At 67.9% G+C, this 23,368-nt stretch carries 25 protein-coding genes, 1 tRNA gene and 1 other RNA gene; 6 read left to right on the top strand and 21 right to left on the bottom strand.

What is annotated here, in order from left to right:
* Positions 1-27: 27 nt before the first annotated feature.
* The gene (locus D6850_RS08200; RefSeq protein ID WP_342769531.1) at positions 28-600 is read right to left on the bottom strand and encodes a tetratricopeptide repeat protein; all 573 of its coding nucleotides are present in this window, start codon (positions 598-600) and stop codon (positions 28-30) included.
* 65 nt (positions 601-665) lie between these two features.
* Between D6850_RS08200 and D6850_RS08195 the strand changes: the two genes are divergently transcribed.
* The 3 genes from D6850_RS08195 to D6850_RS08185 all read left to right on the top strand — a co-directional run bounded on the left by D6850_RS08195 (position 666) and on the right by D6850_RS08185 (position 3,799).
* Positions 666-956 (top strand): SCP2 sterol-binding domain-containing protein, encoded by a 291-nt coding sequence (locus D6850_RS08195; RefSeq protein ID WP_121165719.1) that lies wholly within the window; start codon positions 666-668, stop codon positions 954-956.
* Between the two features lie 5 nt (positions 957-961).
* A complete protein-coding gene (locus D6850_RS08190) occupies positions 962-1,903 on the top strand; it encodes an alpha/beta hydrolase (RefSeq protein ID WP_121165717.1) in 942 nt (313 codons plus the stop codon).
* A 75-nt stretch (positions 1,904-1,978) separates the two neighbouring features.
* The gene (locus tag D6850_RS08185; RefSeq protein WP_121165715.1) at positions 1,979-3,799 is read left to right on the top strand and encodes a M3 family oligoendopeptidase; all 1,821 of its coding nucleotides are present in this window, start codon (positions 1,979-1,981) and stop codon (positions 3,797-3,799) included.
* Positions 3,800-3,954: 155 nt separating this feature from the next.
* Here D6850_RS08185 and D6850_RS08180 read toward each other — a convergent pair whose 3' ends face one another.
* The 4 genes from D6850_RS08180 to D6850_RS08165 all read right to left on the bottom strand — a co-directional run bounded on the left by D6850_RS08180 (position 3,955) and on the right by D6850_RS08165 (position 7,514).
* Entirely contained in the window at positions 3,955-4,221 is a 267-nt protein-coding gene (locus D6850_RS08180) for a DksA/TraR family C4-type zinc finger protein (protein ID WP_121165714.1), read from the bottom strand.
* 65 nt (positions 4,222-4,286) lie between these two features.
* Positions 4,287-5,345: an alpha/beta hydrolase gene (locus D6850_RS08175; RefSeq protein ID WP_245964135.1), complete on the bottom strand. Its 1,059-nt coding sequence runs from the start codon at positions 5,343-5,345 to the stop codon at positions 4,287-4,289.
* A gap of 73 nt (positions 5,346-5,418) precedes the next feature.
* Complete coding sequence (rpoH, locus tag D6850_RS08170) at positions 5,419-6,315, bottom strand: RNA polymerase sigma factor RpoH (protein ID WP_121165712.1); 897 nt, start codon at positions 6,313-6,315, stop codon at positions 5,419-5,421.
* 173 nt (positions 6,316-6,488) lie between these two features.
* Positions 6,489-7,514 carry an RluA family pseudouridine synthase gene (locus tag D6850_RS08165; RefSeq protein WP_121165710.1) on the bottom strand — a complete coding sequence of 342 codons (1,026 nt, stop codon included), beginning with the start codon at positions 7,512-7,514 and terminating at the stop codon, positions 6,489-6,491.
* On the opposite strand from D6850_RS08165, the gene D6850_RS08160 reads away from it, so the two are divergent.
* Entirely contained in the window at positions 7,513-7,830 is a 318-nt protein-coding gene (locus D6850_RS08160) for a DUF6476 family protein (RefSeq protein ID WP_121165709.1), read from the top strand. The two genes, D6850_RS08165 and D6850_RS08160, sit on opposite strands and share 2 nt — an antisense overlap.
* A 216-nt stretch (positions 7,831-8,046) precedes the next feature.
* On the opposite strand, the gene D6850_RS08155 is transcribed toward D6850_RS08160, so the two are convergent.
* Together D6850_RS08155 and D6850_RS08150 are read right to left on the bottom strand one after the other, a co-directional pair.
* Positions 8,047-8,123 (bottom strand) — tRNA-His (locus tag D6850_RS08155).
* Positions 8,124-8,222: 99 nt separating this feature from the next.
* Positions 8,223-9,431 carry a porin gene (locus tag D6850_RS08150; protein WP_166434022.1) on the bottom strand — a complete coding sequence of 403 codons (1,209 nt, stop codon included), beginning with the start codon at positions 9,429-9,431 and terminating at the stop codon, positions 8,223-8,225.
* A 128-nt stretch (positions 9,432-9,559) separates the two neighbouring features.
* On the opposite strand from D6850_RS08150, the gene D6850_RS08145 reads away from it, so the two are divergent.
* Entirely contained in the window at positions 9,560-9,751 is a 192-nt protein-coding gene (locus D6850_RS08145) for a DUF6324 family protein (RefSeq protein ID WP_121165705.1), read from the top strand.
* Here D6850_RS08145 and D6850_RS08140 read toward each other — a convergent pair.
* The gene (locus D6850_RS08140) at positions 9,743-10,198 is read right to left on the bottom strand and encodes an MmcB family DNA repair protein (protein WP_121165702.1); all 456 of its coding nucleotides are present in this window, start codon (positions 10,196-10,198) and stop codon (positions 9,743-9,745) included. The two genes, D6850_RS08145 and D6850_RS08140, sit on opposite strands and share 9 nt — an antisense overlap.
* Positions 10,199-10,315: 117 nt before the next feature.
* Between D6850_RS08140 and ssrS the strand changes: the two genes are divergently transcribed.
* Positions 10,316-10,472: non-coding RNA, 6S RNA (gene ssrS / locus D6850_RS19930), on the top strand.
* A 126-nt stretch (positions 10,473-10,598) separates the two neighbouring features.
* On the opposite strand, the gene D6850_RS08135 is transcribed toward ssrS, so the two are convergent.
* The 13 genes from D6850_RS08135 to mraZ all read right to left on the bottom strand — a co-directional run bounded on the left by D6850_RS08135 (position 10,599) and on the right by mraZ (position 23,068).
* The gene (locus tag D6850_RS08135) at positions 10,599-10,940 is read right to left on the bottom strand and encodes a hypothetical protein (RefSeq protein ID WP_121165700.1); all 342 of its coding nucleotides are present in this window, start codon (positions 10,938-10,940) and stop codon (positions 10,599-10,601) included.
* Between the two features lie 93 nt (positions 10,941-11,033).
* Positions 11,034-11,519 carry a transcription antitermination factor NusB gene (gene nusB / locus D6850_RS08130; RefSeq protein WP_121165698.1) on the bottom strand — a complete coding sequence of 162 codons (486 nt, stop codon included), beginning with the start codon at positions 11,517-11,519 and terminating at the stop codon, positions 11,034-11,036.
* On the bottom strand, positions 11,516-12,061 hold the full coding sequence (locus D6850_RS08125) for a 6,7-dimethyl-8-ribityllumazine synthase (protein WP_121165696.1): 546 nt from the start codon (positions 12,059-12,061) through the stop codon (positions 11,516-11,518). Before D6850_RS08125 ends, nusB begins: the two co-directional genes overlap by 4 nt.
* A 4-nt stretch (positions 12,062-12,065) precedes the next feature.
* Positions 12,066-13,199 carry a 3,4-dihydroxy-2-butanone-4-phosphate synthase gene (ribB, locus tag D6850_RS08120; protein ID WP_121165694.1) on the bottom strand — a complete coding sequence of 378 codons (1,134 nt, stop codon included), beginning with the start codon at positions 13,197-13,199 and terminating at the stop codon, positions 12,066-12,068.
* A gap of 42 nt (positions 13,200-13,241) precedes the next feature.
* Positions 13,242-14,651, bottom strand: coding sequence for a UDP-N-acetylmuramoyl-L-alanine--D-glutamate ligase (gene murD / locus D6850_RS08115; RefSeq protein ID WP_121165692.1), 1,410 nt, complete (start codon positions 14,649-14,651; stop codon positions 13,242-13,244).
* A 25-nt stretch (positions 14,652-14,676) separates the two neighbouring features.
* Positions 14,677-15,174: a DUF2165 family protein gene (locus D6850_RS08110; protein WP_245964134.1), complete on the bottom strand. Its 498-nt coding sequence runs from the start codon at positions 15,172-15,174 to the stop codon at positions 14,677-14,679.
* Between the two features lie 134 nt (positions 15,175-15,308).
* Positions 15,309-16,391: a phospho-N-acetylmuramoyl-pentapeptide-transferase gene (mraY, locus tag D6850_RS08105; protein WP_121165690.1), complete on the bottom strand. Its 1,083-nt coding sequence runs from the start codon at positions 16,389-16,391 to the stop codon at positions 15,309-15,311.
* On the bottom strand, positions 16,392-17,831 hold the full coding sequence (locus D6850_RS08100; protein ID WP_121165688.1) for a UDP-N-acetylmuramoylalanyl-D-glutamyl-2,6-diaminopimelate--D-alanyl-D-alanine ligase: 1,440 nt from the start codon (positions 17,829-17,831) through the stop codon (positions 16,392-16,394).
* Entirely contained in the window at positions 17,828-19,315 is a 1,488-nt protein-coding gene (locus tag D6850_RS08095; RefSeq protein WP_121165686.1) for a UDP-N-acetylmuramoyl-L-alanyl-D-glutamate--2,6-diaminopimelate ligase, read from the bottom strand. The genes D6850_RS08100 and D6850_RS08095 overlap by 4 nt, the downstream gene beginning before the upstream one ends.
* Before the next feature lie 116 nt (positions 19,316-19,431).
* Positions 19,432-21,222, bottom strand: coding sequence for a peptidoglycan D,D-transpeptidase FtsI family protein (locus D6850_RS08090; protein WP_121165684.1), 1,791 nt, complete (start codon positions 21,220-21,222; stop codon positions 19,432-19,434).
* The gene (gene ftsL / locus D6850_RS08085) at positions 21,222-21,572 is read right to left on the bottom strand and encodes a cell division protein FtsL (RefSeq protein WP_206019230.1); all 351 of its coding nucleotides are present in this window, start codon (positions 21,570-21,572) and stop codon (positions 21,222-21,224) included. Before ftsL ends, D6850_RS08090 begins: the two co-directional genes overlap by 1 nt.
* Positions 21,572-22,561 carry a 16S rRNA (cytosine(1402)-N(4))-methyltransferase RsmH gene (rsmH, locus tag D6850_RS08080; protein WP_121165680.1) on the bottom strand — a complete coding sequence of 330 codons (990 nt, stop codon included), beginning with the start codon at positions 22,559-22,561 and terminating at the stop codon, positions 21,572-21,574. The genes ftsL and rsmH overlap by 1 nt, the downstream gene beginning before the upstream one ends.
* A 3-nt stretch (positions 22,562-22,564) precedes the next feature.
* Complete coding sequence (gene mraZ / locus D6850_RS08075) at positions 22,565-23,068, bottom strand: division/cell wall cluster transcriptional repressor MraZ (RefSeq protein ID WP_121165678.1); 504 nt, start codon at positions 23,066-23,068, stop codon at positions 22,565-22,567.
* Positions 23,069-23,368: the final 300 nt, after the last annotated feature.

Genomic DNA, 23,368 nt, shown 5'->3' with positions numbered 1-23,368 from the left:
CTCCCGTGTCGTTCCTGGTGACGCGGTTCAGATGTCGGAACCGCCGGTCTCGGCGTCGAGAGACTCCAGCATCAAGGCGACATCCTCGAAATGCGGGTGAATGTCCAGAACCCGCGCATAGGCCGCGCGGGCGAGATCGTCATACCCGACCTCGTGCAGCAGCGCCCCGAGCGACGCGATGGCGTCGAAATGTCGGGGGTTGAGCGCGAGCGCGCGTTCCAGATCCCCGAGCGCCGGACCGTAGAGTTCCGCCCGCGCGTAGGCGATGGCGCGCGCGTGCCAGCCATCGGCGAAACCCGGCGCATGATCGACAAGCGCCGTCAGATGCTCGATCGCGGCGCCCGTGTCGCCGGTCTCGATCGCGTCGCGCCCGCGTTTCAGCAGCAAATCCATCGAGGGCGAGCCGGATTTCGACTGCTCGAGCTGGATATCGGCGGCGATCCGCTGCGCCGCATCCGCATCCGCGTGGCCCAATTCCCCGTAAAGCTTGTCGAGCTTGCCCTGGTCCAACGCCGCCGCAGGCAGCGAAAACAGCAGCAGCGCGGCAAGTGCCGCCACGGTAGTGTTGAGATTGAGGCGATCAGCGATCATAACAAGCATGAGTTTAGCGTGCATGGCCGGAAATCAAACCCCTTCCCGCCGAAGATGACAGAAAGGATACCTTGATGAGCGAAGTTGTGACCGGGGCCGTGACCGCCCTGAACGAGAAGATGCAGGGCCAGTCCTTCGACGGAAGCGCCAAGTTCGTGATCGAGGGCGAAGGCGCCGTCGTGATCGACGAGAACGGCGCGCATGCAGGGGACGGCGAAACCGACGTGACCCTGACCGCGGACGCCGACACGTTCCAGTCGATCCTCTCCGGCGATCTCGACGCGACCGCCGCCTTCATGAGCGGCAAGCTCACCGTCGACGGCGACATGGGCATGGCCATGAAGCTGGGCAGCGTACTGTCCTGAGTCCGTTGGAAAGCGCGCCCTTCCTCGCCGACATCGACGATGGCCCGCCGGGTGGTCGGGCGGTCTGGGCGACGGGCGCGGACGGGGTGCGCATCCGCGTCGGACACTGGCCGCGCGAGGGCGCGGCCGGCACTGTCCTGCTGTTCCCCGGGCGCACCGAATATATCGAGAAATACGGCCGCACCGCGCGTGATCTAGGGGCGCGGGGCTACGCCACGCTGGCGGTCGACTGGCGCGGCCAGGGCCTTGCCGACAGGCTGGGCGAGGATGCGATGGCAGGCTACGTGCGCGACTTCGCGGACTATCAATATGACGTCGCCGCGATGCTCGGGGCGGCGGAGGCGCTCGGGGCGGCGCGCCCGCTCCATCTGCTCGCGCATTCGATGGGCGGCTGCATCGGGCTGCGCGCGCTGATCGACGGACTGCCGGCCGCCGCCTGCGCCTTCACCGGCCCGATGTGGGGCATCCGGATCGAGCCGCCGCTGCGCCCGCTGGCCTGGGCCTTGTCCTGCGGCGGCAGCCGGCTCGGCTTTGGGCACATGTATGCGCCCGGCGGCGGCCCGGAGAACTACGTGCTGCACGAACCCTTCGAGACCAACAAGCTGACCAGCGACAGCCAGATGTATCAATACATGATCGACCAGGCCCGCGCGCACCCCGAACTCGGGCTCGGCGGCCCCACCCTGCGCTGGCTTTACGAGGCGCTGACCGAATGCCGCGCGCTGGCGCGCCTGCCCTCGCCCGAACTGCCCTGCGTGACCGCCATCGGCGACGAGGAAGATATCGTCGATGTCGCCCGCATTGAGGACCGCATGGATCGCTGGCCGGACGGTCGGCTGCTCCGCTTTCCCGGCGCACGCCACGAGGTGCTGATGGAAGGCCCGGAGGTGCGCGAAGACCTGTTCGACGCGATCTGCGCGCGCTTCGACGCCGCCGCGCGGCAATGATGCGCGCCTTCCCCGCTTGAGCCTCGGCCCGCACGCCCCTATGTGTGAGGCCCGAGCCCCGAACCGGAGACCATCATGACCCATATGCCCCGCCCCGCCCTTGACGCCGCAGACGAAGGGGGCGCGCGCGACCTCGGCAAGCTGCCGGAATGGGACCTGAGCGACCTCTACGCCGCGCCCGACGCGCCCGAACTCAAGCGCGACCTCGACTGGCTGGAAGAGGCCTGCGAGAGCTTTGCAACCGATTACGAGGGCAAGCTGGCCGATCTGGACGCCGAGGGGCTGCTTGAGTGCATCCGCCGGGACGAGGCGATCAGCACCGTCGCCGGGCGCATCATGTCCTTTGCCGGGCTGCGTTATCACCAGCGCACCACCGACGCGGAGCGCGCCAAGTTCCTCTCCGACTGCCAGGAGAAGATAACCACCTACACCACGCCGCTGGTGTTCTTCACGCTCGAGCTGAACCGGCTCGAGGACGACCACCTGGAGCGGCGGCTGGCGCAGAACCCGGACCTCGCCCGCTACCGGCCCGTGCTCGAGCGCATCCGCAAGATGAAGCCCTACCAGCTCAGCGACGAGCTCGAGAAATTCCTGCACGATCTCGGCGTCGTCGGCGACGCCTGGGAGCGGCTCTTTGACGAAACCATCGCCGGGCTCGACTTCGAGGTCGACGGCGAGACGCTCAACATCGAGGGCGCGCTGAACCTGCTGACCGAACAGGACCGCGCCAAGCGCGAGGCCGCCTGCCGCGAGCTCGCCCGCGTCTTCGGCGAGAACATCCGCACCTTCGCGCGCGTCCACAACACCGCCGCCAAGGAAAAAGAGGTCATCGACCGCTGGCGCGGGATGCCCACCGCGCAGACCGGGCGGCACCTGAGCAACGACGTCGAACCCGAGGTGGTCGAGGCGCTGCGCGACGCGGTCGTCGCCGCCTATCCCCGGCTCAGCCATCGCTATTACGAACTGAAACGCAAATGGCTCGGGCTTGACCGGATGCAGGTCTGGGACCGCAACGCGCCGCTGCCGATGGAGGAAACCCGCATCATTGGCTGGGACGCCGCCCGCGCCACGGTGATGGACGCCTATAGCGGCTTCGATGCGCGCATGGCCGACCTCGCCGAGCCGTTCTTCGAGCGCGGCTGGATCGACGCGGGCGTGAAACCCGGCAAGGCGCCGGGCGCCTTCGCCCACCCCACGGTCACGACGGTCCACCCCTACGTGATGCTGAACTACCTCGGAAAACCGCGCGACGTGATGACGCTCGCGCATGAGCTGGGCCACGGCGTGCACCAGGTGCTCGCCGCCGATCAGGGCGAACTGCTGAGCTCCACCCCCCTCACCCTGGCCGAAACGGCGAGCGTCTTCGGCGAGATGCTGACCTTCCGCAAGCTGCTGGCCGCCGCGGCCAACGACGCCGAGCGCAAGGTGCTGCTCGCCGGCAAGGTCGAGGACATGATCAACACGGTCGTGCGCCAGATCGCGTTCTACGACTTCGAGTGCAAGCTGCACGCGGCGCGGCGCGGCGGGGAACTCACCCCCGACGACATCAACGCGCTCTGGATGTCGGTGCAGGCCGAATCGCTTGGCCCCGCCTTCGATTTCATGGAGGGGTACGAAACCTTCTGGGCCTATATCCCGCATTTCGTCCATTCGCCGTTTTATGTCTATGCATATGCCTTCGGCGACGGCCTCGTGAACGCGCTCTACGCGGTCTACGAGGAAAACCCCGACGGGTTCCAGGACAAGTATTTCGACATGCTGAAGGCCGGCGGCTCCAAGCACCACTCCGACCTCCTCGCGCCCTTCGGCCTGGATGCTTCAGACCCGAAGTTCTGGGACAAGGGGCTGTCGATGATCGAGGGAATGATCGACGAGCTGGAGGCGATGGAGGACTGAGCGCGCAAGAGACTTCATGCACCGGCGGGGATATCGGGAGCAAGAAGAAGAGGTCGGACCCCGCTCTGGACCTTCTTCTTGCTTCAAATATCCAATGCCGGACTGATCGGCCCGCGCGCGACCTGCATTAACGGGCCCTGTCGGGGCAGGCGGCGCTACTTAAGCTGGCTGTCCTTCGATCCCCGCCGGTTGATGCCTCCGCGCTCTGCAGTGCGACCATCGCGCTCCGAGGCGCAGTCCAAGCAGAGCTTCACGCCCGGCAGCGCGGTGCGGCGCTTCTCGGGGATCGGCTCGTCGCATTCGGCGCAATGGGTCAGGCTCTCGCCCTCGAGCGGGCGCTGCTTCATGCGCGCGAGCTCATCCTCGATCGAAGCCTCGATCTGTTCATGCACCGCGCCGTCGCGCGCCCATCCACCGGCCATGTCACGCCTCCTGCTGCTGCATCAAAGCTAGGCATCGCGGCGGCGCTTGCCAAGGGCTGCGGCGCTCACTCGAGCACGAGATACCGCCCGAGCCCGGTTGGCGGCGTTTGCCGCTGCGCGAGCAACCCGCGTAGCGCGCTCACCGCCTGCGGAGAGGACACCGGCGTCATGTGGTTGAGTCCCTCGCCGTCGCCCAGCGCGGTGAAATCGATCACCTGCACGTCAAGACCCGCGACGCTCTGCGCGCTGTCGATCACGCCAAGGCGCGGCTTGCGCCCGGTCAGGAAACCGGCGAGCGACAGCGCCCGGTCCTGGCGCGACACGAAGATGACGAAGGGCTGCGGAAGATGCCCGATCGCCTCGGCCTGCTGGCGAAACAGGTCCGGGTCGATATCCGGCGACATCAGCGTCACGCCGCTGATCCGGTTCAGCAATCGGCGGTTGCCGCGCAGCGCCGCCTGGCGCAGCACCTCCATCGTCAGGTGCGCCCCCATCGAATGCGCCAGCAGGAACACCTTCTCGCCCGGAGCCGCGGTGAGCGCGTTGAGCAGCGCCTCCATGTCGTCGCGCGCATAAAGCACGCTGTCGCGGTCATAGACATAGCCGCGCGGATCCCCCGCCGACTGCCAGGAAAAGGCGACCGCGGGCATGCCGGTGTCGAAATCGGTCTGGATCTGGGCCAGGCGATACATCACGTCCGACAGGGTGTTGTTGTAGCCATGCACGTAGACCAGCGTTTCATCGCCGCTTCGATGGGCGCGGATGTCCGCCACCATCTGCCCGACGCCCTCGAAGATGCGCGTGTCGGCGACGACGAAATCGGTCGCGGCGTCGGCCTCGCCCTCGGGCCATGAGATCGTGCCGGGCGTGTGCGTGGGCGGCACCGAGATCGTGTTGCGGAAGAAGTTGACCTTGCCGGGGCGCTTGTTGCCGAAGAACGGCCCCGTCCGGTCGAGCGCGCGCTCGGTCGCGACATAGATCGGTTGCAGGGTCGCGCCGGGGACGGGGGCGGCGTATTGCGCCGCCTCGCGCGCCGCACAGGCCGCAAGCGCGATCAGCAGCGCCCCCGCGAGGCACAGGCGCCACGCACGCGCCAGCCGCTTGGTCCGCATCGCAACGCGCATGGCAAAGCCCCTCCCGATCTCTCGGCAAGGGCTTAGCGCGTTTCGCGCGCCGCGCCAAGATGGCGCGGCGGCGTCATGCGTCGGCGAGCATGCCTTTCTCCTGCGCCAGGGCGCGCATGCGTTTCTGCAGTTTCTCGAAGGCGCGCACCTCGATCTGGCGGATGCGTTCGCGGCTGACGTCATACTGGCCGCTCAGTTCCTCGAGCGTGACAGCCTGGTCGCTGAGGCGGCGCTGGGTCAGGATGTCCTTTTCGCGGTCGTTCAGAACGTCCATCGCCTCGGCCAGCATCTCGCGGCGCGCCTCGAGCTCGTCGCGCGCCTCGTAGTCGCTGGCCTGGTCGGCGTCCTCGTCCTCGAGCCAGTCCTGCCACTGCATGGTGCCCTCGCCCTCGGCGCCGACCGTGGCGTTGAGCGAGGCGTCGCCGCCTGACATGCGCCGGTTCATCGAGATGACCTCGTCCTCGGTCACGCCAAGCTGATTGGCGATCTCGCGCACGTTCTCCGGGCGCAGATCGCCATCCTCGAGCGCGCCGATCTTGTTCTTGGCCTTGCGCAGGTTGAAGAACAGCTTTTTCTGCGCCGAAGTGGTGCCCAGCTTGACCAGGCTCCACGAACGCAGGACGTATTCCTGGATCGACGCGCGGATCCACCACATCGCGTAGGTTGCAAGGCGGAACCCCTTGTCGGGATCGAACCGCTTGACCGCCTGCATGAGGCCGACATTGGCCTCGGAGATGACCTCGGCCTGGGGCAGCCCGTAGCCGCGATAGCCCATCGCGATCTTGGCCGCGAGCCGCAGATGGGACGTGACCATCTTGTGCGCGGCCTCGGTGTCCTGCTCCTCGACCCAGCGCTTGGCCAGCATGTATTCCTCTTCCGGCTCGAGCAGCGGGAACTTGCGGATTTCCTGCATGTAGCGGTTCAGCCCGCCCTCGGGCGTCGGCGCCGGCAGATTTGCGTAATTGCTCATGTATTCGTGACCTCCACACGCCCGGATGTTTCGGGCCTTAACATTGATCTAGGGCTCCATGACGCTGTTTACAAGTGGGATAGCCTTGCTACCTTAACGCCTTATGATCGCGTTTCGTTCCGATTGCGACATTTGCGACGAAAGCTCACACAACCGTGCTTTCGCGTGTGCGCTCAGCCCCCGAGAGACGCGATCAGATCGGCCATATCCTGTGGCGGGGGCGAGGTGAACCGCATCATCTGCCCGCTCAGCGGGTGAACGAAGCCCAGTGAGGCCGCATGCAGCGCCTGGCGCGGGAACGTCTGCACGGCGTCCATCGCCGCCGTCGACAGGGCGCGCTGCGGCAGCCGTCGCCGCCCGCCATAAACCGCGTCGCCGATCAACCCGTGCCCGGTATAGGCCATGTGCACCCGGATCTGGTGCGTTCGCCCGGTTTCGAGCCGGCATTCCAGCAGCGCGCAGGCCGGGGGCGCGCCGAAGGTATCGACCACACGCGCGCGGGTGACCGCGTGCCGTCCGCCGCTGTCGCAGACCGCCTGCTTCTGCCGGTCGGTGCGATGCCGCGCCAGCCGCGCCTCGATCCGCAGCACGCCGCCCGGTTCGAAACTCACGCCGCGCAGGCCCCGCAGGCGCGGATCGCCCGCGTCGGGCACGCCGTGGCAGAGCGCGAGGTAGCGCCGCTCGGCGCTGTGGGCGGCGAACTGCGCGGCGAGACGATGATGCGCGCGGTCGGATTTCGCCACCACCAGGAGCCCGCTGGTGTCCTTGTCGATGCGATGCACGATGCCGGGGCGCGCCTGCCCGCCCACGCCCGAAAGGTCCCCGCCGAAATGATGCAGAAGCGCATTGACCAGCGTGCCCGAGGGCGTGCCGGGCGCGGGATGGACCACCATGCCGGCGGGCTTGTCCACGACGATGAGGTCGTCATCCTCGTGCAGCACCGCGAGCGGGATGTCCTCGGGCGCGATATGGCTCTGCTCGGGTGCGGGCACGGCGATAGTGACGCGATCGCCCGCCGCCACGCGCGCCTTCACATCGGTGACGGGAGCGCCGTTCAGCGTCACCTGCCCGCCGGCGATGAGCCGCGCCAGCCGGGTGCGCGACAGCGCGGCGGCCTCTGGCGCATCGCGCGCGAGTGCCTTATCAAGACGCGGCGGCGGGTCCGACCCGATCTCGACCGACAGGATGGTGGATTCCATGAACGACACTCCTCAACCCCAGCCGGTCGATGCGGGGCTTGTCCGCTACCTGCGCCTGCTGGTCACCATACTGACCGCGACGATGGTGATCGGGTTCATAGTGATCGTCGTGCTGTTTGTCACCCGCTTCTCGGACGCTTTCGGCCCCGAACCACCCGACCTGCCCGAGACGATCGCCCTGCCCGACGGGGCCGCGCCGCTGGCCTTCACGCAAGGCGGCGACTGGTTCGCGGTGGTGACGACGGAAGACGAGGTGCTGATCTTCGACCGCGCGACCGGCGAATTGCGCCAGACCATCGCAATCGAAAGTCAATAGGACCGCTTCACGCGGGCATTTCCGAAAAATCATCCATCGGCCCGGAAAGGCAAGCGGCTTCCTTATGAGGGGACTGTTGGATGATCCATATGCTAAATTCGTTGATGCTGAGTTGCAGAAGAACGCCATCAAAACCGCGACCGGTGCGTTGAGAGCCATGCATCCAGCAGCGCAGTTCGTCAGGGAGAACCGGTAAACTACTGCAATGTTTTGCTATGGTACCGCCTCCCCGGCTCGAACGGGGGACCTCTTGATCCACAATCAAGCGCTCTAACCTACTGAGCTAAGGCGGCACTGTGGGGCGATCTACCGCCCCGCCGGACCGATTGCAAGACCCAAGCCCGGCGCGAAACGCCGGGGCGGGTCAAAAAACACCGCGCTGTCCGGGCCGTTCAGAACGACAGGCGGAAACCGGTTCCGATCACGAAACCGTCGATATCGTCGCCCGGCGTCCCGGCGCCGCCGTCGCCCATGTCCTCGCGAAAGCGCGCGTAGGAAACATAGCCGAAGAGATCGCCACCAAAATCCGCGCGCGCGGGCGCGCTGTCCGGCGCGGGATCGCGCCGCCGCTTGCCCGGCGCGCCGAAAAGGTCGTAATTCACGCCCAGCGTCACCGCCTCGAGCCGCTCTTTCGCGCCGAAGGCGGCGTTTTCGTCATCCGTGTTCTCGCCGTTGAGATAGGCAAGGCTGATGCCGTACCGCCCCCGCTGGTAACGCGCGCCAAGCTCGTAGGCGCGCCCGTCGCTGACGCCCTGGGCGCTGCCGTGGCTTTCCGAATAGCTACCGCCCAGCGTGAACCCGCCATAACCGATGCTGAGCCCCGCGCCGTAATAGCCGGGATCCGCGCCCGGTGCGGCGGTGTTGTCGGCGACGCCCCACTTGCCCGAGGCGTGCAGATCGACGCCCGAGGCGGTGGCGAGGCGGTAATCCACGCCGAGGTCGATGAAATCCGCGCGGTTGGGCGCGTCCTTGGGCGATTCGGGCGCGTAGCTGGCGCCGAAACGGATCCCGCCCATGCGCGGCGTGAAGTAGCGGATGCGGCCATGGGTTTCCGCGCCCGAGTTGGCGACGCGCGTCGCGCCGAGCGTGCCGCGCCGCACGTCGCTGCCGACAAGGCGGTTGTTGTGCACCCCCGCATAGGGAAGGAAGGACGCCAGCGCGCTGTCGCTGATATGCGCGATGCCAACCATTGGACCGAAGGGCGCGGGCGCGCCCGCGTGCAGGCTGTTGCCGGGCGTGTCGAGCTTGCCGATCTCGAGCCGGCCGAACGCGCCCTCGGCATAAAGCGCGGCGCGCTCGAAGGCGAAGCGCGAATTCGTCTCGCCGTAGAACCCGTCGAGCCGCACGGATGCGCCGGCCCGCGTGGCCGCGCCGAAGGTGAGGGAGGGTTCGAAGAACAGCATCATGGCGCCCACCCCGTCGGCGCCGTCGAACCCCTTGGCGGTGGGCGCGTCGTAGGAGGCGTAGGCGAGGTGCTGCTCCATGTAGCCGCCCCACTCCATCCGGAACTCCGCCGCGCGGACAGGCGGAGCGGCGGCCAGCGCGATCAGAGCGCCGCCGCAGACGGCGCCTGTAATTGCCTGTCCGACGATCCGGTTCATTCTCGTTTCCCTCTGCCGCATGGATCGGTGCGAAGCGATCCTCGCACGGATGCGCCGCGCGGCCAAGCCCGCCACTTGAATCAACCGGGTAATCGGCCTATCCCCGGCAGTCAGCACAGGAGGCACGGATGGGCATCAATTCCGAACGCGACGTTGAGGCGAACTTGCAGATCGGGCCGACGGACCAGGGCATGGTGCGCATTTACGTCGAGTCGCAAGGCGTTGAAATCCCGATGGATTTCTCCCCCGAGGAAGCGGACGAGATCGCCGCCGAGATCACCGCCGCCGCCCGCGCGGCCGATGGGCGGAAATCACGATAGCGGATCGCGCGCCCGGTGCAGACGGCGCGCCGCCGTGCGGGCAAACCGCCGGGTGAGCGCCGTGCGCCGCGCGCCCGCCAGCCGCGTTTCCGGCCCCATGCGAACCATTTCGGCGTTGTAGGCGTCGGCGATGATCAGCCCGGTATCGGCGGGCAGGATCTCGGCGGGGAACTCCACGTCCACCGCCCAGAAGAACCGGTCGGCCCAGGCCAGGTAGCCCCGCCACTTGGAATCCGCGCGGTAGTCCGAAAGGCCGGACTTGCATTCGATCACCCAGATTTCGCCCTTCGGCCCCAGCGCCATCACGTCCACCCGCCTGCCCCGCTCGGGCGCGTATTCCTCGAGCGTGGCGAAGTCGCGCGCGCGCAGGTGGCGGCATACCCCGCGCGCGAGGATCTGACCGGGTTGCAGCGGCGCGGGCGGGGGGATCAAGCTTGTATCCTGCATGGGGCGATTATGAACAAATAGTGAACGTGTGCAAGCCCCGCAGGACGCCCGGCGCGCAGGAATTCCCCTCGCGCGCCCCTTGTCGGGGGCGGGCGGCCACCCTAGATTGGGCGGTGGCGGGTTCTGCCCTTCTCGTGAACGGTTGCATTCCGGTGGCCTTAAGCAATTCCGAGGGAGCTGGCTCTGTCCGGACCGTGGTCCGGTTACCCGGCGCCCACCTGTATATACAGGTCCTCGGGAATGAGAGAACCAAACGGTCGCGTGCGGGCCCGCCACTTCCCCCTTTCAGCATCATCCATGCGCCATGTCTGGCGAAGACAGCGCGCAGGCAAGAAGGGGATTCCGGGTCACGTCCGTGACGGGACGTTTCGAACAATCCGGCTGCGACGGGCGCGGACGCCTAGCGGTTGCGCGTAAAGTCGCGGCGCGACCCGCCCGCCTCGACCCGCACCGGGATCAGCGCGGGCTGCGGGCGCATGACGTGCTGGCGCAGGCCGCCGCCGGGGCCGTCATCGTCGTCGTCGCCCTTCATGCGCATCACCGCGATGGCGAACTGCACGCCGGCAAAGACGATCCCGTTCGCGACCCACAGCACCAGAAGCGCAAGCCAGCCCTGGTCCGACGTGCTGATCAGACGCCACAGCCCGGCGATATCGAACCACAAGAGCATCACGACGAAAACGGCGGCGATCCCGAATCCGATCGCGGCGTGGGTGATATACAGGCGGATGAGCTTGGGCATGAGTGACCTCTGCTTTGGCGTCTGTCTATCGATATAATGGTCGCGCGCGCAGTCTCAAGCCGATACGCGACAAACAGCCGACGCGGGGGTCGCTTAGAACGCCTCGGGGCGGGCCTCGCGCGCCATGTGATCGAGCACGGCGTTCACGAATTTCGGCTCGCGCCCCTCGGGATAGAAGCTGCGGGCGATGTCTACGAATTCGGAAATGACCACGCGCGGCGGGGCATCCGTAGCGACGAGTTCCGCCCCGGCGGCGCGAAACAGCGCGCGCAGCGTCGGGTCGATCCGGTCGATCGGCCATTTCGCGACCAGCGCGCGGTCGGTCATCCGGTCGATGGTGCGCTGTTCGTCCACCGCCTTGTCAAGCAGGGTGCGGAAGAGGTCAACGTCGCCCTCGACCATGTCGGACTCCTCGTCCAGTTCCGCGCCGAAGCGGTGATCGAGAAACTCGGCATAGACCGAATCGGCGTCGTGGTCCGAATGCTCCATCTGAAAAAGCGCCTGCACGGCGTAAAGCCGCGCGGCCGAGCGCATCAGCCGTTTCTTGTTGCCCGAGATCGGTTGCGCGGGGTCGGTCATGCCTTGGGCGCCCCCTTGGACGTGCCGGCGATGCGCAATTCCTCGGCGTCCGGGAGAAAGCCCACGCCCTTGCGCGGCGCGCCCCACCGCCGGGTCAGCGCAACAAGGTGCAGCGCGGCGGCGGCGGCCCCCGCCCCCTTGTTCATGCGCGCGGGATCGGCGCGGACCTCGGCCTGCTCGCGGTTCTCGACCGTGAGGATGCCGTTGCCGATGCACAGCCCCTGGAGCCCCAGCAGGGTGAGCCCGCGGCTCGAATCGTTGCAGACGGTGTCGTAATGGGTCGTTTCGCCCCGGATCACGCAGCCAAGCGCGACGTAGCCGTCGAAATTGCTCAGGCGATGCGCGATGCCGATGGCGGCGGGCAGTTCCAGCGCGCCGGGCACCTCGATCACCTCGCATGTCGCGCCGGTCGCGTCGGCTTCGGCGCGTGCGCCGGCGAGCAGGTTGTCGGCGATGTCGCGGTAGAAGGGGGCGAGCGCGATCAGCAGTTTCACCGGCTTGTCGAACTCCGCGCGCGGCAGGCTGTATTCGGTGTCGGCCATGATCCTATCCTTCGCTGAGCGGGCGCGTGCCCTTGATCGAGATTCCGTAGGCGTCAAGGCCAAGGTAGCGCGTATCGGGGCTGTCGGTCAGCAGGATCAATTCGTGCAGGCCCATCGTCGACATGATCTGCGCGCCCAGCCCGGTCTGCTTGATCGTGCGCGGGCCTTCGTCGTCGATCTCGCCCGAGAGCTTGGGCCGGGGTTGGCGGAAGAGAAAAACCGCGCCGCGTCCCTCCTCGGCGATGATGCGCATGGCGCTGGGCAGCTTGCCCCCCGGCAGCCCGCCGATCCCCAGCGCATCCTCGAGCGCGTTGAGAGAATGCGCCCGCGCCAGCACCGGCGCGCCGTCGGTCACGTCGCCCTTGGTCAGCACGATATGTTCCGTGCCGCTGATCTGGTCGGTAAAGATGCGCATCTGCCACGCGCCGCCGATATGCGCCTCGACCGTCTCGCGCCGGGTTTCACGCACGAGGTTGTCGTGCTTGTGCCGGTAGGCGATCAGATCGCTGATGGTGCCGATCTTCAGCCCGTGCTCGGCGGCCATCTCGATCAGGTCGGGCAGACGGGCCATCGTGCCGTCCTCCTTCATGATCTCGCAGATCACGGCGGAGGGATGCAGCCCGGCGAGGCGCGAGATATCGACCGCAGCCTCGGTATGGCCCGCGCGGACCAGCACCCCGCCGTTGCGCGCGCGCAAGGGAAAGACATGGCCCGGCGTGGCGATGGAACTGGCGGTGTTCTGATCGTTGATCGCGGTGGCGACGGTCAGCGCGCGGTCGGCGGCGGAAATGCCGGTGGTCACCCCCTCACGCGCCTCGATGCTGACGGTGAACGCGGTTTCGTGGCGCGAGGAATTGTGCACCGCCATCATCGGCAGGCCGAGCTGATCGATGCGTTCGGCCGTGAGCGGCAGGCAGATCAGGCCCCGCCCGTGCCGCGCCATGAAGTTGATCGCGGCGGCGTCGGCGAATTCAGCCGGGATGACGAGGTCGCCCTCGTTCTCGCGGTCCTCGTGATCGACGAGGATGAACATCCGGCCGGCGCGCGCTTCCTCGATGATCTCCTCGGTGCCAGAGATCGCGCCGCGCAGGTCGGATTCGACCGGGCCGGGTTTCTGGAATGGCGTGCTGTCCGACATGGGCCCTCTCGCTTTCGGGCCAGCAGATAGCGCAGCGCGTCGCTATTGGCCAGAGCCGATCGCGGCGCGCACGCGGGCGGCGAAATCATCGCCGCGTTGCTCGAAATTGTCGTATTGATCAAAGCTCGCCGCGGCGGGGGCGAGCAGCACCGTCTCGCCCGCCTGCGCCTCTTCATGCGCGCGCGCGACCGCGCGCTCCATCGTGGTGCAGACCTCGGCCTCCACGCCGTCGAGTTGCAGCGCGAAACCCTCCGCCTCGCGCCCGATGACATAGGCCTTGAGAACGTTCGCAAGGCCGGGTTTCAGCGCGGCGAGCCCGCCTTCCTTCTCCAGCCCGCCGCAGATCCAGCGCACCCGATCGAACGCCAGCAACGCCTTCAACGCGCTGTCCACGTTGGTCGCCTTGCTGTCGTTGACGAAGGCGACGCCGCCCGCCTCCGCGACGATCTGACTGCGGTGCGGCAGGCCCGGAAAGCTGTGCATCGCGCCCTCGATTACACGCGGCGCGAGGCCCATCGCGCGGCAGGCGGCGTAGGCGGCGCAGGCGTTCTGGTGGTTATGGGCGCCGGGCAGGCCGCGAATGGGGCGCAGATCGATGCTGCCCGCCTGCCGTCCCTTGCGGTATTCGGCCAGGAACCCCTTGCGCGCGAAGACCTGCCAGCCCGGCCCGGTGAGCTTTGCCCCCGAGGAAACGCGGATCACCCGATCATCCGCCGGCGCCTCGGAGAGTTGGTTGGCGAGGAACCGCCCCTCGGCCTCGTCCACGCCGATCACCGCGCGGTCTGGCCCACCCTCGGCGAACAGACGCCGCTTGGCCGCGAAATACCCGCCAAGCCCCGCGTGCCGGTCGAGGTGATCGGCGCTGAGGTTGGTGAAGACGGCGATGTCGGGGGTCAGCGCGCGGGCCAGTTCGGTCTGGTAGCTGGAAAGCTCCAGCACCACCGCGCCGCCGTCCCGCGGCGGGTCGATGTCGAGCACGCCGCGCCCGATATTGCCGGCAAGCTGCGCGTCGCGGCCCGACTCGCAAAGGATGTGATGAATGAGCGCGGAGGTCGTCGATTTGCCGTTCGAGCCGGTGACGGCGATGACGCGCGGCGGCTGATCGAACGCCGCCCAGCCGGCGGTCGCGAAGGAGCGGAAGAACAGGCCGATATCGTTGTCCACGGGGACGCCCGCCACGTAGGCCGCCGCGACGACCCGGTTCGGTGCGGGATAAAGATGCGGGATGCCGGGGCTGACGATCAGCCGCGCCACGCCGTCGAGCGCGCCGTCGCGGCCGAGATCGGCCAGCGCGAAATCCTCGGCCTCCGCGGCGGCGCGCGCCAGTGGGCTGTCGTCCCAACAGATCACGTCGGCCCCGCCCGCGCGCAGCGCGCGCGCCGACGAAAGGCCCGAACGCCCGAGGCCGAGAACCGCGACGCGCGCGCCGTCGAATCCGCTGACCGGGATCACCGCCGCGCCCCCCGCGCCCGGCCGCTCAGACGGGTTCCCCGTCCGGCGTCACGAGGTAGATCAGCACCGCGATGATCGTGATGAAGAAGCGGAACGCATCCGGCACGCCGTTCCATGTCTCCGACATCCACATGCCGAACCATTCGCCGCCGATCGACATGAACCCGACCTGCCACGTCAGAAAGCCAAGGGTCAGCCCGGCGATGGCCCAGCCCTTGGCCTCGTGGAACTCTCGCCGGGGCAGCGCGCGCGCCGCGATCAGGCGGAAGCCGCCGATCCAGCACAGGATCGCGGTCAGAGTCTCCAGCGCGATGATGAAGATATAGGCGGCGTGGTGCATCCAGGGGGCTTCGATCGCGCGATACTTGATCGTCGCATCCGGAAAGATCGTGTCCATCAGCAGCACGTGTTTGACGAAGGCGAAGTTCGACCCGTAATCGGTGATGTTCCCGAACGCGACGAGCGACGCGAAGAGCGCGACGGCCAGCACCATCGCGGCTTTGGAGAGGCGCAGGATCAGCATGGTTCAGGACCTTTCGTCAGTTTCGGTTCCCCTCCGGCAGTCCTATTACACCCGCCCGGGCGATACAACGCGCGCGGTTGGTTCGGGCCCCTGCCCTCATGCGAAGACGCCTATCCGGGCGGATGAGCCGCCCCTCAGCGCACCTTCAACGTCGCCAGCCCGATCATGGCGAGGATCAGCGAGATGATCCAGAAGCGGATGACGATCTGCGGCTCGGCCCAGCCCTTCTTCTCGTAATGGTGATGAATCGGCGCCATCAGGAACACGCGCTTGCCCGTGCGCTTGAAGTAGAGCACCTGGATGATCACGCTCAGCGCCTCGACCACGAAGAGCCCGCCGACGATCGCCAGCACGATCTCGTGCTTGGTGGCGACCGCGATCGCGCCCAGCGCGCCCCCCAGCGCGAGCGATCCCGTGTCGCCCATGAACACGGCCGCAGGCGGCGCGTTGTACCACAGGAAGCCCAGCCCGCCGCCGATCAGCCCGGCGACGAAGACAAGTATCTCGCCCGTCCCGGGCACGTAATGCACGTCGAGATATTCGGTAAAGTCGACGCGCCCCACCGCGTAGGCGATCACGCCCAGCGTTCCGGCGGCGATCATCACCGGCATGATCGCAAGACCGTCGAGCCCGTCGGTGAGGTTGACCGCATTCGCCGCGCCCACGATCACAATGGTCGCGAAGGGCACGAAGAACACCCCGAGATTGATCAGCGTGTTCTTGAAGATCGGCAGCGCCAACTGGTTCTGCAGTGCTTCGGGGTGATACATCGTCGCCCAGTAGGCCGCGACGCCCGCGATGATGAACCCGAGCCCGAGCCGCAGCTTGCCCGGCACGCCGGATACGTTCTGCCGCGACACCTTCGCGTAATCGTCCGCAAAGCCGATCAGCCCGAACGAGACGGTCACGAACAGCACCAGCCACACGAACGGGTTGTCGAGCCGCGCCCAGAGCAGCGTCGAGGTGAGAAGCGCGCCGACGATCAGCAATCCACCCATCGTCGGGGTGCCGGCCTTGACGACATGTCCCTCGGGGCCGTCCTCGCGAATGGGCTGCCCCTTGCCCTGACGGCGGCGCAACACGCCGATCAACGGCGGACCGAACAGGAAACCGAAGATCAGCGCGGTCAGGAACGCCCCGCCGGTGCGAAAGGTGATATACCTGAAAAGGTTGAAGAAATCCCCGCCGTCCGACAGGGCGGTCAGCCAATACAGCATTCAGTCTTCCCTCGTATGCGGACGGTGGCCCCATCCCGGTTTGCGCAGGGCGTCCACGATCAGGCTGACCTTGCTGCCCTTGGACCCTTTCACCAGGATCACGTCGCCCGCGTCTATCATGCCCGGCAGGCGCGGCGCCAGCGCCTCTGCGGTCTCGGCCCATTGGCCGCGCTTTTCTTCGGGGAGCGCGTCAAAGAGCGCGCGCATCCGTGGGCCGACGCAATGCACCAGCGACAGCGCCGCGACATGCTCAGACCCGGCGAGCGCGCGGTGCAGCTCCGTCTCGTTCGGGCCAAGCTCCAGCATGTCGCCGAGGATCGCGATCCGCCGCCCGCGCGCCACGCGGCCCACGCCGTTGTTCGGCGAGCTGGCGGCCAGCACCTCGAGCGCGGCCTCCATCGAGGTCGGATTGGCGTTGAACGCATCGTCGATGAGATCGAAGGTCCAGCTTTCCTCGCCGGGGTCAAGCTGGATCGTCTCGCGCGTGCCGCGCCCCGCGGGCGGCGCCCAGCGGGCGAGGTCAGGCGCGGCGACGCCGGGATCGGCGCCCAGCGCCTCGACCGCGGCCAGCACGGCAAGGCCGTTCATCGCGAAATGTCTTCCTGCGCTGTTGATCTTGAAGGTGACGGGAGTATTGCGCAAATCGGCCTGCACGATGGTGCGATCATCGCTCAGCCTTGCGGAAACGAGGCGATACTGGTCGCTCTTCGCGCCGAAGGTCACGACCTCCGCCCCCTTTGCTTCGGCGGCGTCCCGCAGGATCGGCGTTGTGTCCAGATCGGCGTTGACGATGGCGGCACCGCCCGGCTCCAGCCCCTCGAAGATCGCGGCCTTCTCGCGGGCGATCCCGCCTATGTCGTCGAACGCCTCGAGATGCGCAGCCGCGACGGTGGTGATAAGCGCCACGTGGGGGCGCGCCATGCGGCTGAGCGGGGCGATCTCTCCGGGGTGATTCATGCCGATCTCGATCACCGCGAACCGCGTCTCCACCGGCATCCGCGCCAGGGTGAGCGGCACGCCCCAGTGGTTGTTGTAGCTCGCCTCGGCGGCGTGGGTGCTGCCTTGCGCGGCGAGCACCGTGCGCAGCATCTCCTTGGTCGAGGTCTTGCCGACCGAGCCGGTGACGGCGATGACGCGCGCGTCCGTGCGCGCCCGTGCCGCACGGCCAAGCGCCTCAAGCGCCCCGAGCACGTCCGCGACGATGAGCAGCGGCGCATCCGGCGCCACGCCCTCGGGGATGCGGCTGACCAAAGCCGCCGCGGCGCCCTTCTCGAGCGCCTGCGCGACAAAATCATGCCCGTCCCGCGCCGCCTGAAGCGCAACGAAAAGATCACCGGGGCGCAAGCTGCGCGTGTCGATGGAAACCCCCTCCGCGTTCCAGTCGCCCTGCGCCCGCCCGCCGGTCGCGGCGGCGGCGTCGGCGGCGCTCCAGAGGGTCACGCGACGCCCCCGTCCAGCGCGCTCACCGCGACGCTGGCCTGTTCGGCGTCGTCAAAGGGCAGAACGTCCTGCCCGACGGTCTGGCCGGTCTCGTGCCCCTTGCCGAGGATCAGAAGCGCATCTCCAGGGCCGAGCGCGTCGACCCCGCGCAGAATCGCCTCTGCGCGGTCGCCTACTTCGGTCGCGTCGGGGCATCCCTGCATGACCGCGGCGCGGATCAAAGCCGGATCCTCGCTGCGCGGGTTGTCGTCGGTGACGATGACGAGGTCGGCGTTCTCCGCCGCCGCGCGCCCCATCAAGGGACGCTTGGCCGTGTCGCGATCCCCGCCCGCGCCGACGATGGCGATGAGCCGGCCCATGACATGCGGGCGCAGCGCGCGAATCGCGGTTTCGACCGCGCCCGGCGTGTGGGCGTAGTCGACGAACACCGCCGCCCCGTTGCCGCGCGTCGCCGCAAGCTCCATGCGCCCGCGCACCGTGCGCATCTGCGGCAGCGCCTCGAACACGCGCTCGGGCGCCGCGCCCGCGCCGATCGCCAGCCCGGCGGCGAGCAGCACGTTCTCGCCCTGGAAGCCGCCGATAAGCGGCAGCGCCACCTGGTGATGCTGCCCGGTCCAGCTAAATCGCATGGTCTGGCCCGTCGCCTCGAAGCGCTGCGCGGACAGGTGCAGATCGGCGTTCTCGTCGCGGCCCGCGGTGATCACGTCCTGGCCGCGGTCATGGGCGATCGCCGCCATTTCGACGCCGCGCGGATCGTCGATGTTGATGACCGCCACGCCGTCCTCGGGCAGCACCCGGTCGAACAGGCCGGCCTTGGCGTCGAAATACTCCTGGAACGTCTCGTGGTAGTCGAGGTGATCCTGCGTGAAGTTGCTGAACGCCGCCGCCGCGAGGCGCACCCCGTCCAGCCGCCGCTGCGCCAGCCCGTGCGAGGACGCCTCCATCGCCGCATGGGTGACGCCGGCCTGCGCCGCTTCGGCCAGCACGCGGTGCAGCGTGATCGGCTCGGGCGTGGTGTGGGCCAGCGGAGCGGTGAAGTCGCCCTCCACCCCGGTCGTGCCGAGGTTGATCGCCGGATGGCCGAGTTCGGCCCAGATCTGGCGGGTGAAGCTCGCCACCGAGGTCTTGCCGTTGGTCCCGGTCACGGCGACCATCACCTCGGGCTGCGCGCCGAACCAGAGCGCGGCGGCGTAGGCGAGCGTCTGGCGCGGATCCTGCGCCACGATCAGCGCCGCGTCGGCATGGGCCAGTTCCTCGGCCGCGATGCGCGCGCCGCGCGTGTCGGTCAGGATCGCCGCCGCGCCCATGCGCAGCGCATACTGGATGTATTCCCCGCCATGCACGCGCGTGCCGGGAAGCGCGGCGAACAGCGCGCCCTCGCGCACCTCGCGGCTGTCCACGGCAAGGCCGGTGACGCGCGCCTGCGCGCCTCCCTGCGCCGTCAGGCCCAGTTCTCCCAGTGTCTTGACCTGCTCAGCCGTCATGCCCGGCCATCCCGCCCGTTGTCATCTGTCGCGCCTGTCCGCGCCGTGAGCCGTCCCGGCCCGCGCACGCGCCGGATGCGGGCGCTTTTGCGCGGAATCGCCGGCGCGCGCAACGCTCAATCGTCCTGGTTCGATGTCAGCGTTATATCAGCCAGCGCAGCGGGTTCAATCTCGGGGCGCAGCCCGAGAAGGGGGGCGACGCGGGTGATGATCTCGGCGGCCACGGGAACGGCCGTCCAGCCGGCGGTGCGGCGCGGCTTGTCGCCCGAGGTCTCGACCGGCTCATCCAACGTGACGACGAGGACATATGCCGGGTCGTGCGCCGGGAACATCGACGCGAAGGTCGCGATCACCTTGTCCTCGTAATAGCCGCCGCGCGGTTTCGGCTTGTCCGCCGTGCCGGTCTTGCCGCCGACGTCGTAGCCCGGCACCTCGCCGAGGCTGGCGGTGCCGCTGGACACCACGCGGCGCAGCATGCGGCGCGCGGCGGCGGCGGTCTGCTCGGACATCACGCGCGGGCCGGCCTGCGCGCCCCGGCGCAGCAGGGTCGGCTCGACCAGGCGCCCGCCATTGGCGATGGCGGCATAGCCCGCGGCGAGGTGCAGCGGGCTCGTGGACAGCCCGTGACCATAGGAAATCGTCACCGTCGAGAGATCGGTCCAGCGTTTCGGCAACAGCGGCTGGCCGCCCGCCGCCTCGATGATCTCGAGCGGGGTCGGCTCGAAAAAGCCGAGCGATTTCAGGAATTCCTGCTGCCGCTTCGGCCCGATCTGAAGCGCGATCCGCCCGGTGCCGCGGTTCGAGCTCTTGACGATGATGTCCGACGTGGTGAGGGGGCCGTAATTCTTGTTGCGGAATTCGCCGATCGGAAAGCCGCCGACCTTCATCGGGCCCGAAGTGTCGATGATCGTGTTCTCGCTCACGAGTCCCAGTTCCATCGCCTGCGTGATGGCGAATATCTTGAAGACCGAGCCGAGCTCGTAAACCCCCTGCACCGCGCGGTTGAACAGCGGGCTGTCGGCGGCGTCGCCGCTGGTCAGTGGGCGGGGCCGGTCGTTGGGGTCGAAATCCGGCAGCGAGGCGATCGAGATCACCTCGCCCGTATGCACGTCCATCAGCACTGCGGCCGCGCCCTTGGCGTTCATGATCGTCATGCCGCCATAAAGCACCCGCTCGATCGCCGCCTGGATGGTCAGGTCGAGCGACAGCACCAGCGGTTTCGCCCCCTGCGCGGGGTCGCGCAGGCGCTCGTCGTAGAATTTCTCGATTCCCGCGACGCCGATTACCTCGGCGGCGTGCACGCCTTCGCGTCCGAAACCGGCGCCGCCCAGCACATGCGCGGCGAGACTGCCATTGGGGTAAAGCCGCATCTCGCGCGGCCCGAACAGCAAGCCCGGTTCGCCGATGTCATGCACGGCCTGTTTCTGCTCGGGGCTGATTTTCTTCTTCACCCACAGGAACTTGCGCTTGCCGGTGAAATCGCGCAGCAGGCGCGCCTCATCGAGATCGGGAAAGATCTTCTTGATCTCGCGGGCCGCCTTTTCCGGCTCGATCATCTGCTGGGGCTGGGCGTAAAGGCTGTGGGTGTCGAAATTCGTCGCCAGAACGCGTCCGTGCCGGTCCACGATATCGGCCCGCTGCGCAAGAATGTCGGCGCCGGCGGCGCTGGTGCGCGGCTCGGCCGGTTCGGATTGCGCGAGCACGCCCATGCGCCCGCCGATCACGGCGAAGGCGCAGAAGAAAAGCGCGCCCAGCACGAGCAGCCGCCCCTCGGCGCGGCGGCGCGCGCGGTCGCGCATTTCCTCGTGACGCAGGCGGATGTTCTCACGCTCGATGGCGTCGGGGTTCTCGCCCTTGTCGCGGGCCGACAGGATACGCGCCAGCGGGCGCAGCGGGGTGCGGATCATCAGGGCTGCTCCTCCGGCTGTTCCGAGACCTCGACGGGATTGTTGAACACCATCGGCGTCTCGACCGGGGGATAGGCGACCTGGTCGATCCGCCCGAACTGGTAGGGCTGAAGCGGCATCAGCCGGAGACGGCCGAAGTTGATCTCGGCCAGCTCGCGCAGCCGGTCCGGGCGGTTGAGATAGGCCCATTCCGCGTTCAGCACCCGCAACCGCTGCCGCGCCAGCGCGATCCGGTTCTCGAGCGCCTCGGCCTTGGCCTGCGCGTGCTGGGTGCGGTAATTCTCGTGGTAGGCCCAGTAGGCCAGCGCGATCACCGCGAGCGCGCTCATGACATAAAGGAAACCGCGCATCAGCGCCCTCCCCCCGGTTGCGGCATTCCCAATGCCTTGCGATCCGTGACGCCGGGGGCCGCATCCGTGCGCGTGCCCACCCGCAGGCGCGCGGAACGGGCGCGCGGGTTGCGCGCCAGCTCATCCGCGTCCGGGCGGATCGCCTTGCGGTTTTCCTGCGTGACCTGCGCCGGGCCGGCTTCGATTTCCGGGGCGTGGCGGCTGCCGCCGCCGCCGCCCGAACGCGACTGGAAGAACCTCTTGACCATGCGGTCCTCGATCGAATGGAAGGTGACCACCGCGAGGCGCCCGCCGGGTTTCAGCGCGCGCTCCGCCGCCTCTAGCCCGCCGATCAGCTCACCGTATTCGTCGTTCACCGCTATGCGGATCGCCTGGAAGCTGCGGGTCGCGGGATGCGCCTGTCCGGGCTTGGCGCGCGGCAGGCAGCCCTCGACGATCTCGGCCAGTTGCAGGGTGCTGACGATGGGAACCTGGGCGCGCTTGCGCGCGATGGCGCGCGCGATGCGGCGGCTCGCGCGCTCCTCGCCGTAAAGATAGAGGATATCGGCCAACTCGCCCTCCTCCGCGGAATTGACGAGCTCGGCGGCGGTCGGGCCTTCCTGGCTCATCCGCATGTCGAGGGGGCCGTCGCGCAGGAAGGAGAATCCCCGCCGCGCCTGGTCGAGCTGCATCGAGCTCACCCCGAGGTCGAGCACGACGCCGTCAAGGTCGGTCGCAACCGAATCCATGCTGGAAAACACGCCCTGCGCCAGTTCGATCCGCTCGCCATATGCCTGCGCCCAGTCCTCGGCCATCTCGATCGCGAGCGGGTCGCGATCCATGCCGATGACCTTCTCCGCCCCCGCTTCGAGCAGGGCGCGCGCATAGCCCCCCGCCCCGAGCGTGCCGTCAAGCCACCTGCCCCTCACCGGCGCGACGGCGGCGATCAGGGCGTCGATCAGAACGGGGACATGCGGATCATCGGGTGGGGTCGGGGCAGCGGCGGCCATCACTCACTCCCCCCTGGCGTTGTCCAGGAAGATGAGCGGATCGAAATCCTCGGGCAACTCCTCGAGCCACTCCTCGGTGCGCGCCGCCTCGGTCGTTTCGTAGGTCTCGGGCTTCCAGATCTGGAACGTGTCGCCCGCGGCGATGAAGAACGCCTCGCCCTCGAGCCCGATCTTGGCGCGCAGCTTGGCCGGCAGCACGAGACGGCCGGTTTCGTCCACGTTGGTCGGAAATGACTGCCCGTGAAACAGCCGCTGGAGCATCTTGCGTTCCATCGAGCCGCGCGGCAGGGCGTCGATCTTCTCGTCGACCTCCTCGATGGCTTCGATCGTGTAGCATTCAAGGTAGTTGCGACGATGATCGCCGTAGACGATGACCAGTTCGGGGTTCAGCCCATCGGTCCAGTTCGGATCGGACGCCTCCAGCACGCGGCGAAACGAGGCCGGGATGGACACCCTGCCCTTGCCATCCACCTTGTGATGGCTTTCGCCTCTGAACCTGCGTGCCACGTCTTGCGGCCCCTCGTCCTGCCCCCTCGCGAAAGTCGCGGGCCCGCAGAATCGGACCCTTTAGACACGAAACGGCGAGTTGATCTGCTGCCACCGATCAACCCGCCGCCCTCGTCCCGCGTGTCGCGGGGTGTCCGACTGCGCGCGCCACCTGGGGGGATGTCTGCTCGCCCGCGCGCCGGATCTCTTCGTGTCGGATGAAGGTGGGTGCCTGTATGAACCTGCCTAAGGTTTTTTTGTTTTCGGGGTCGTTTAGCGCCCCTCGCTCCCGTCTTCATCTGTAGGTAAAGGGATGACATG

This window comes from Roseovarius spongiae (genome assembly GCF_003651245.1).
GTDB classification, from domain to species: domain Bacteria; phylum Pseudomonadota; class Alphaproteobacteria; order Rhodobacterales; family Rhodobacteraceae; genus Roseovarius; species Roseovarius spongiae.
This window is presented reverse-complemented; position numbering and strand designations above follow the sequence as displayed.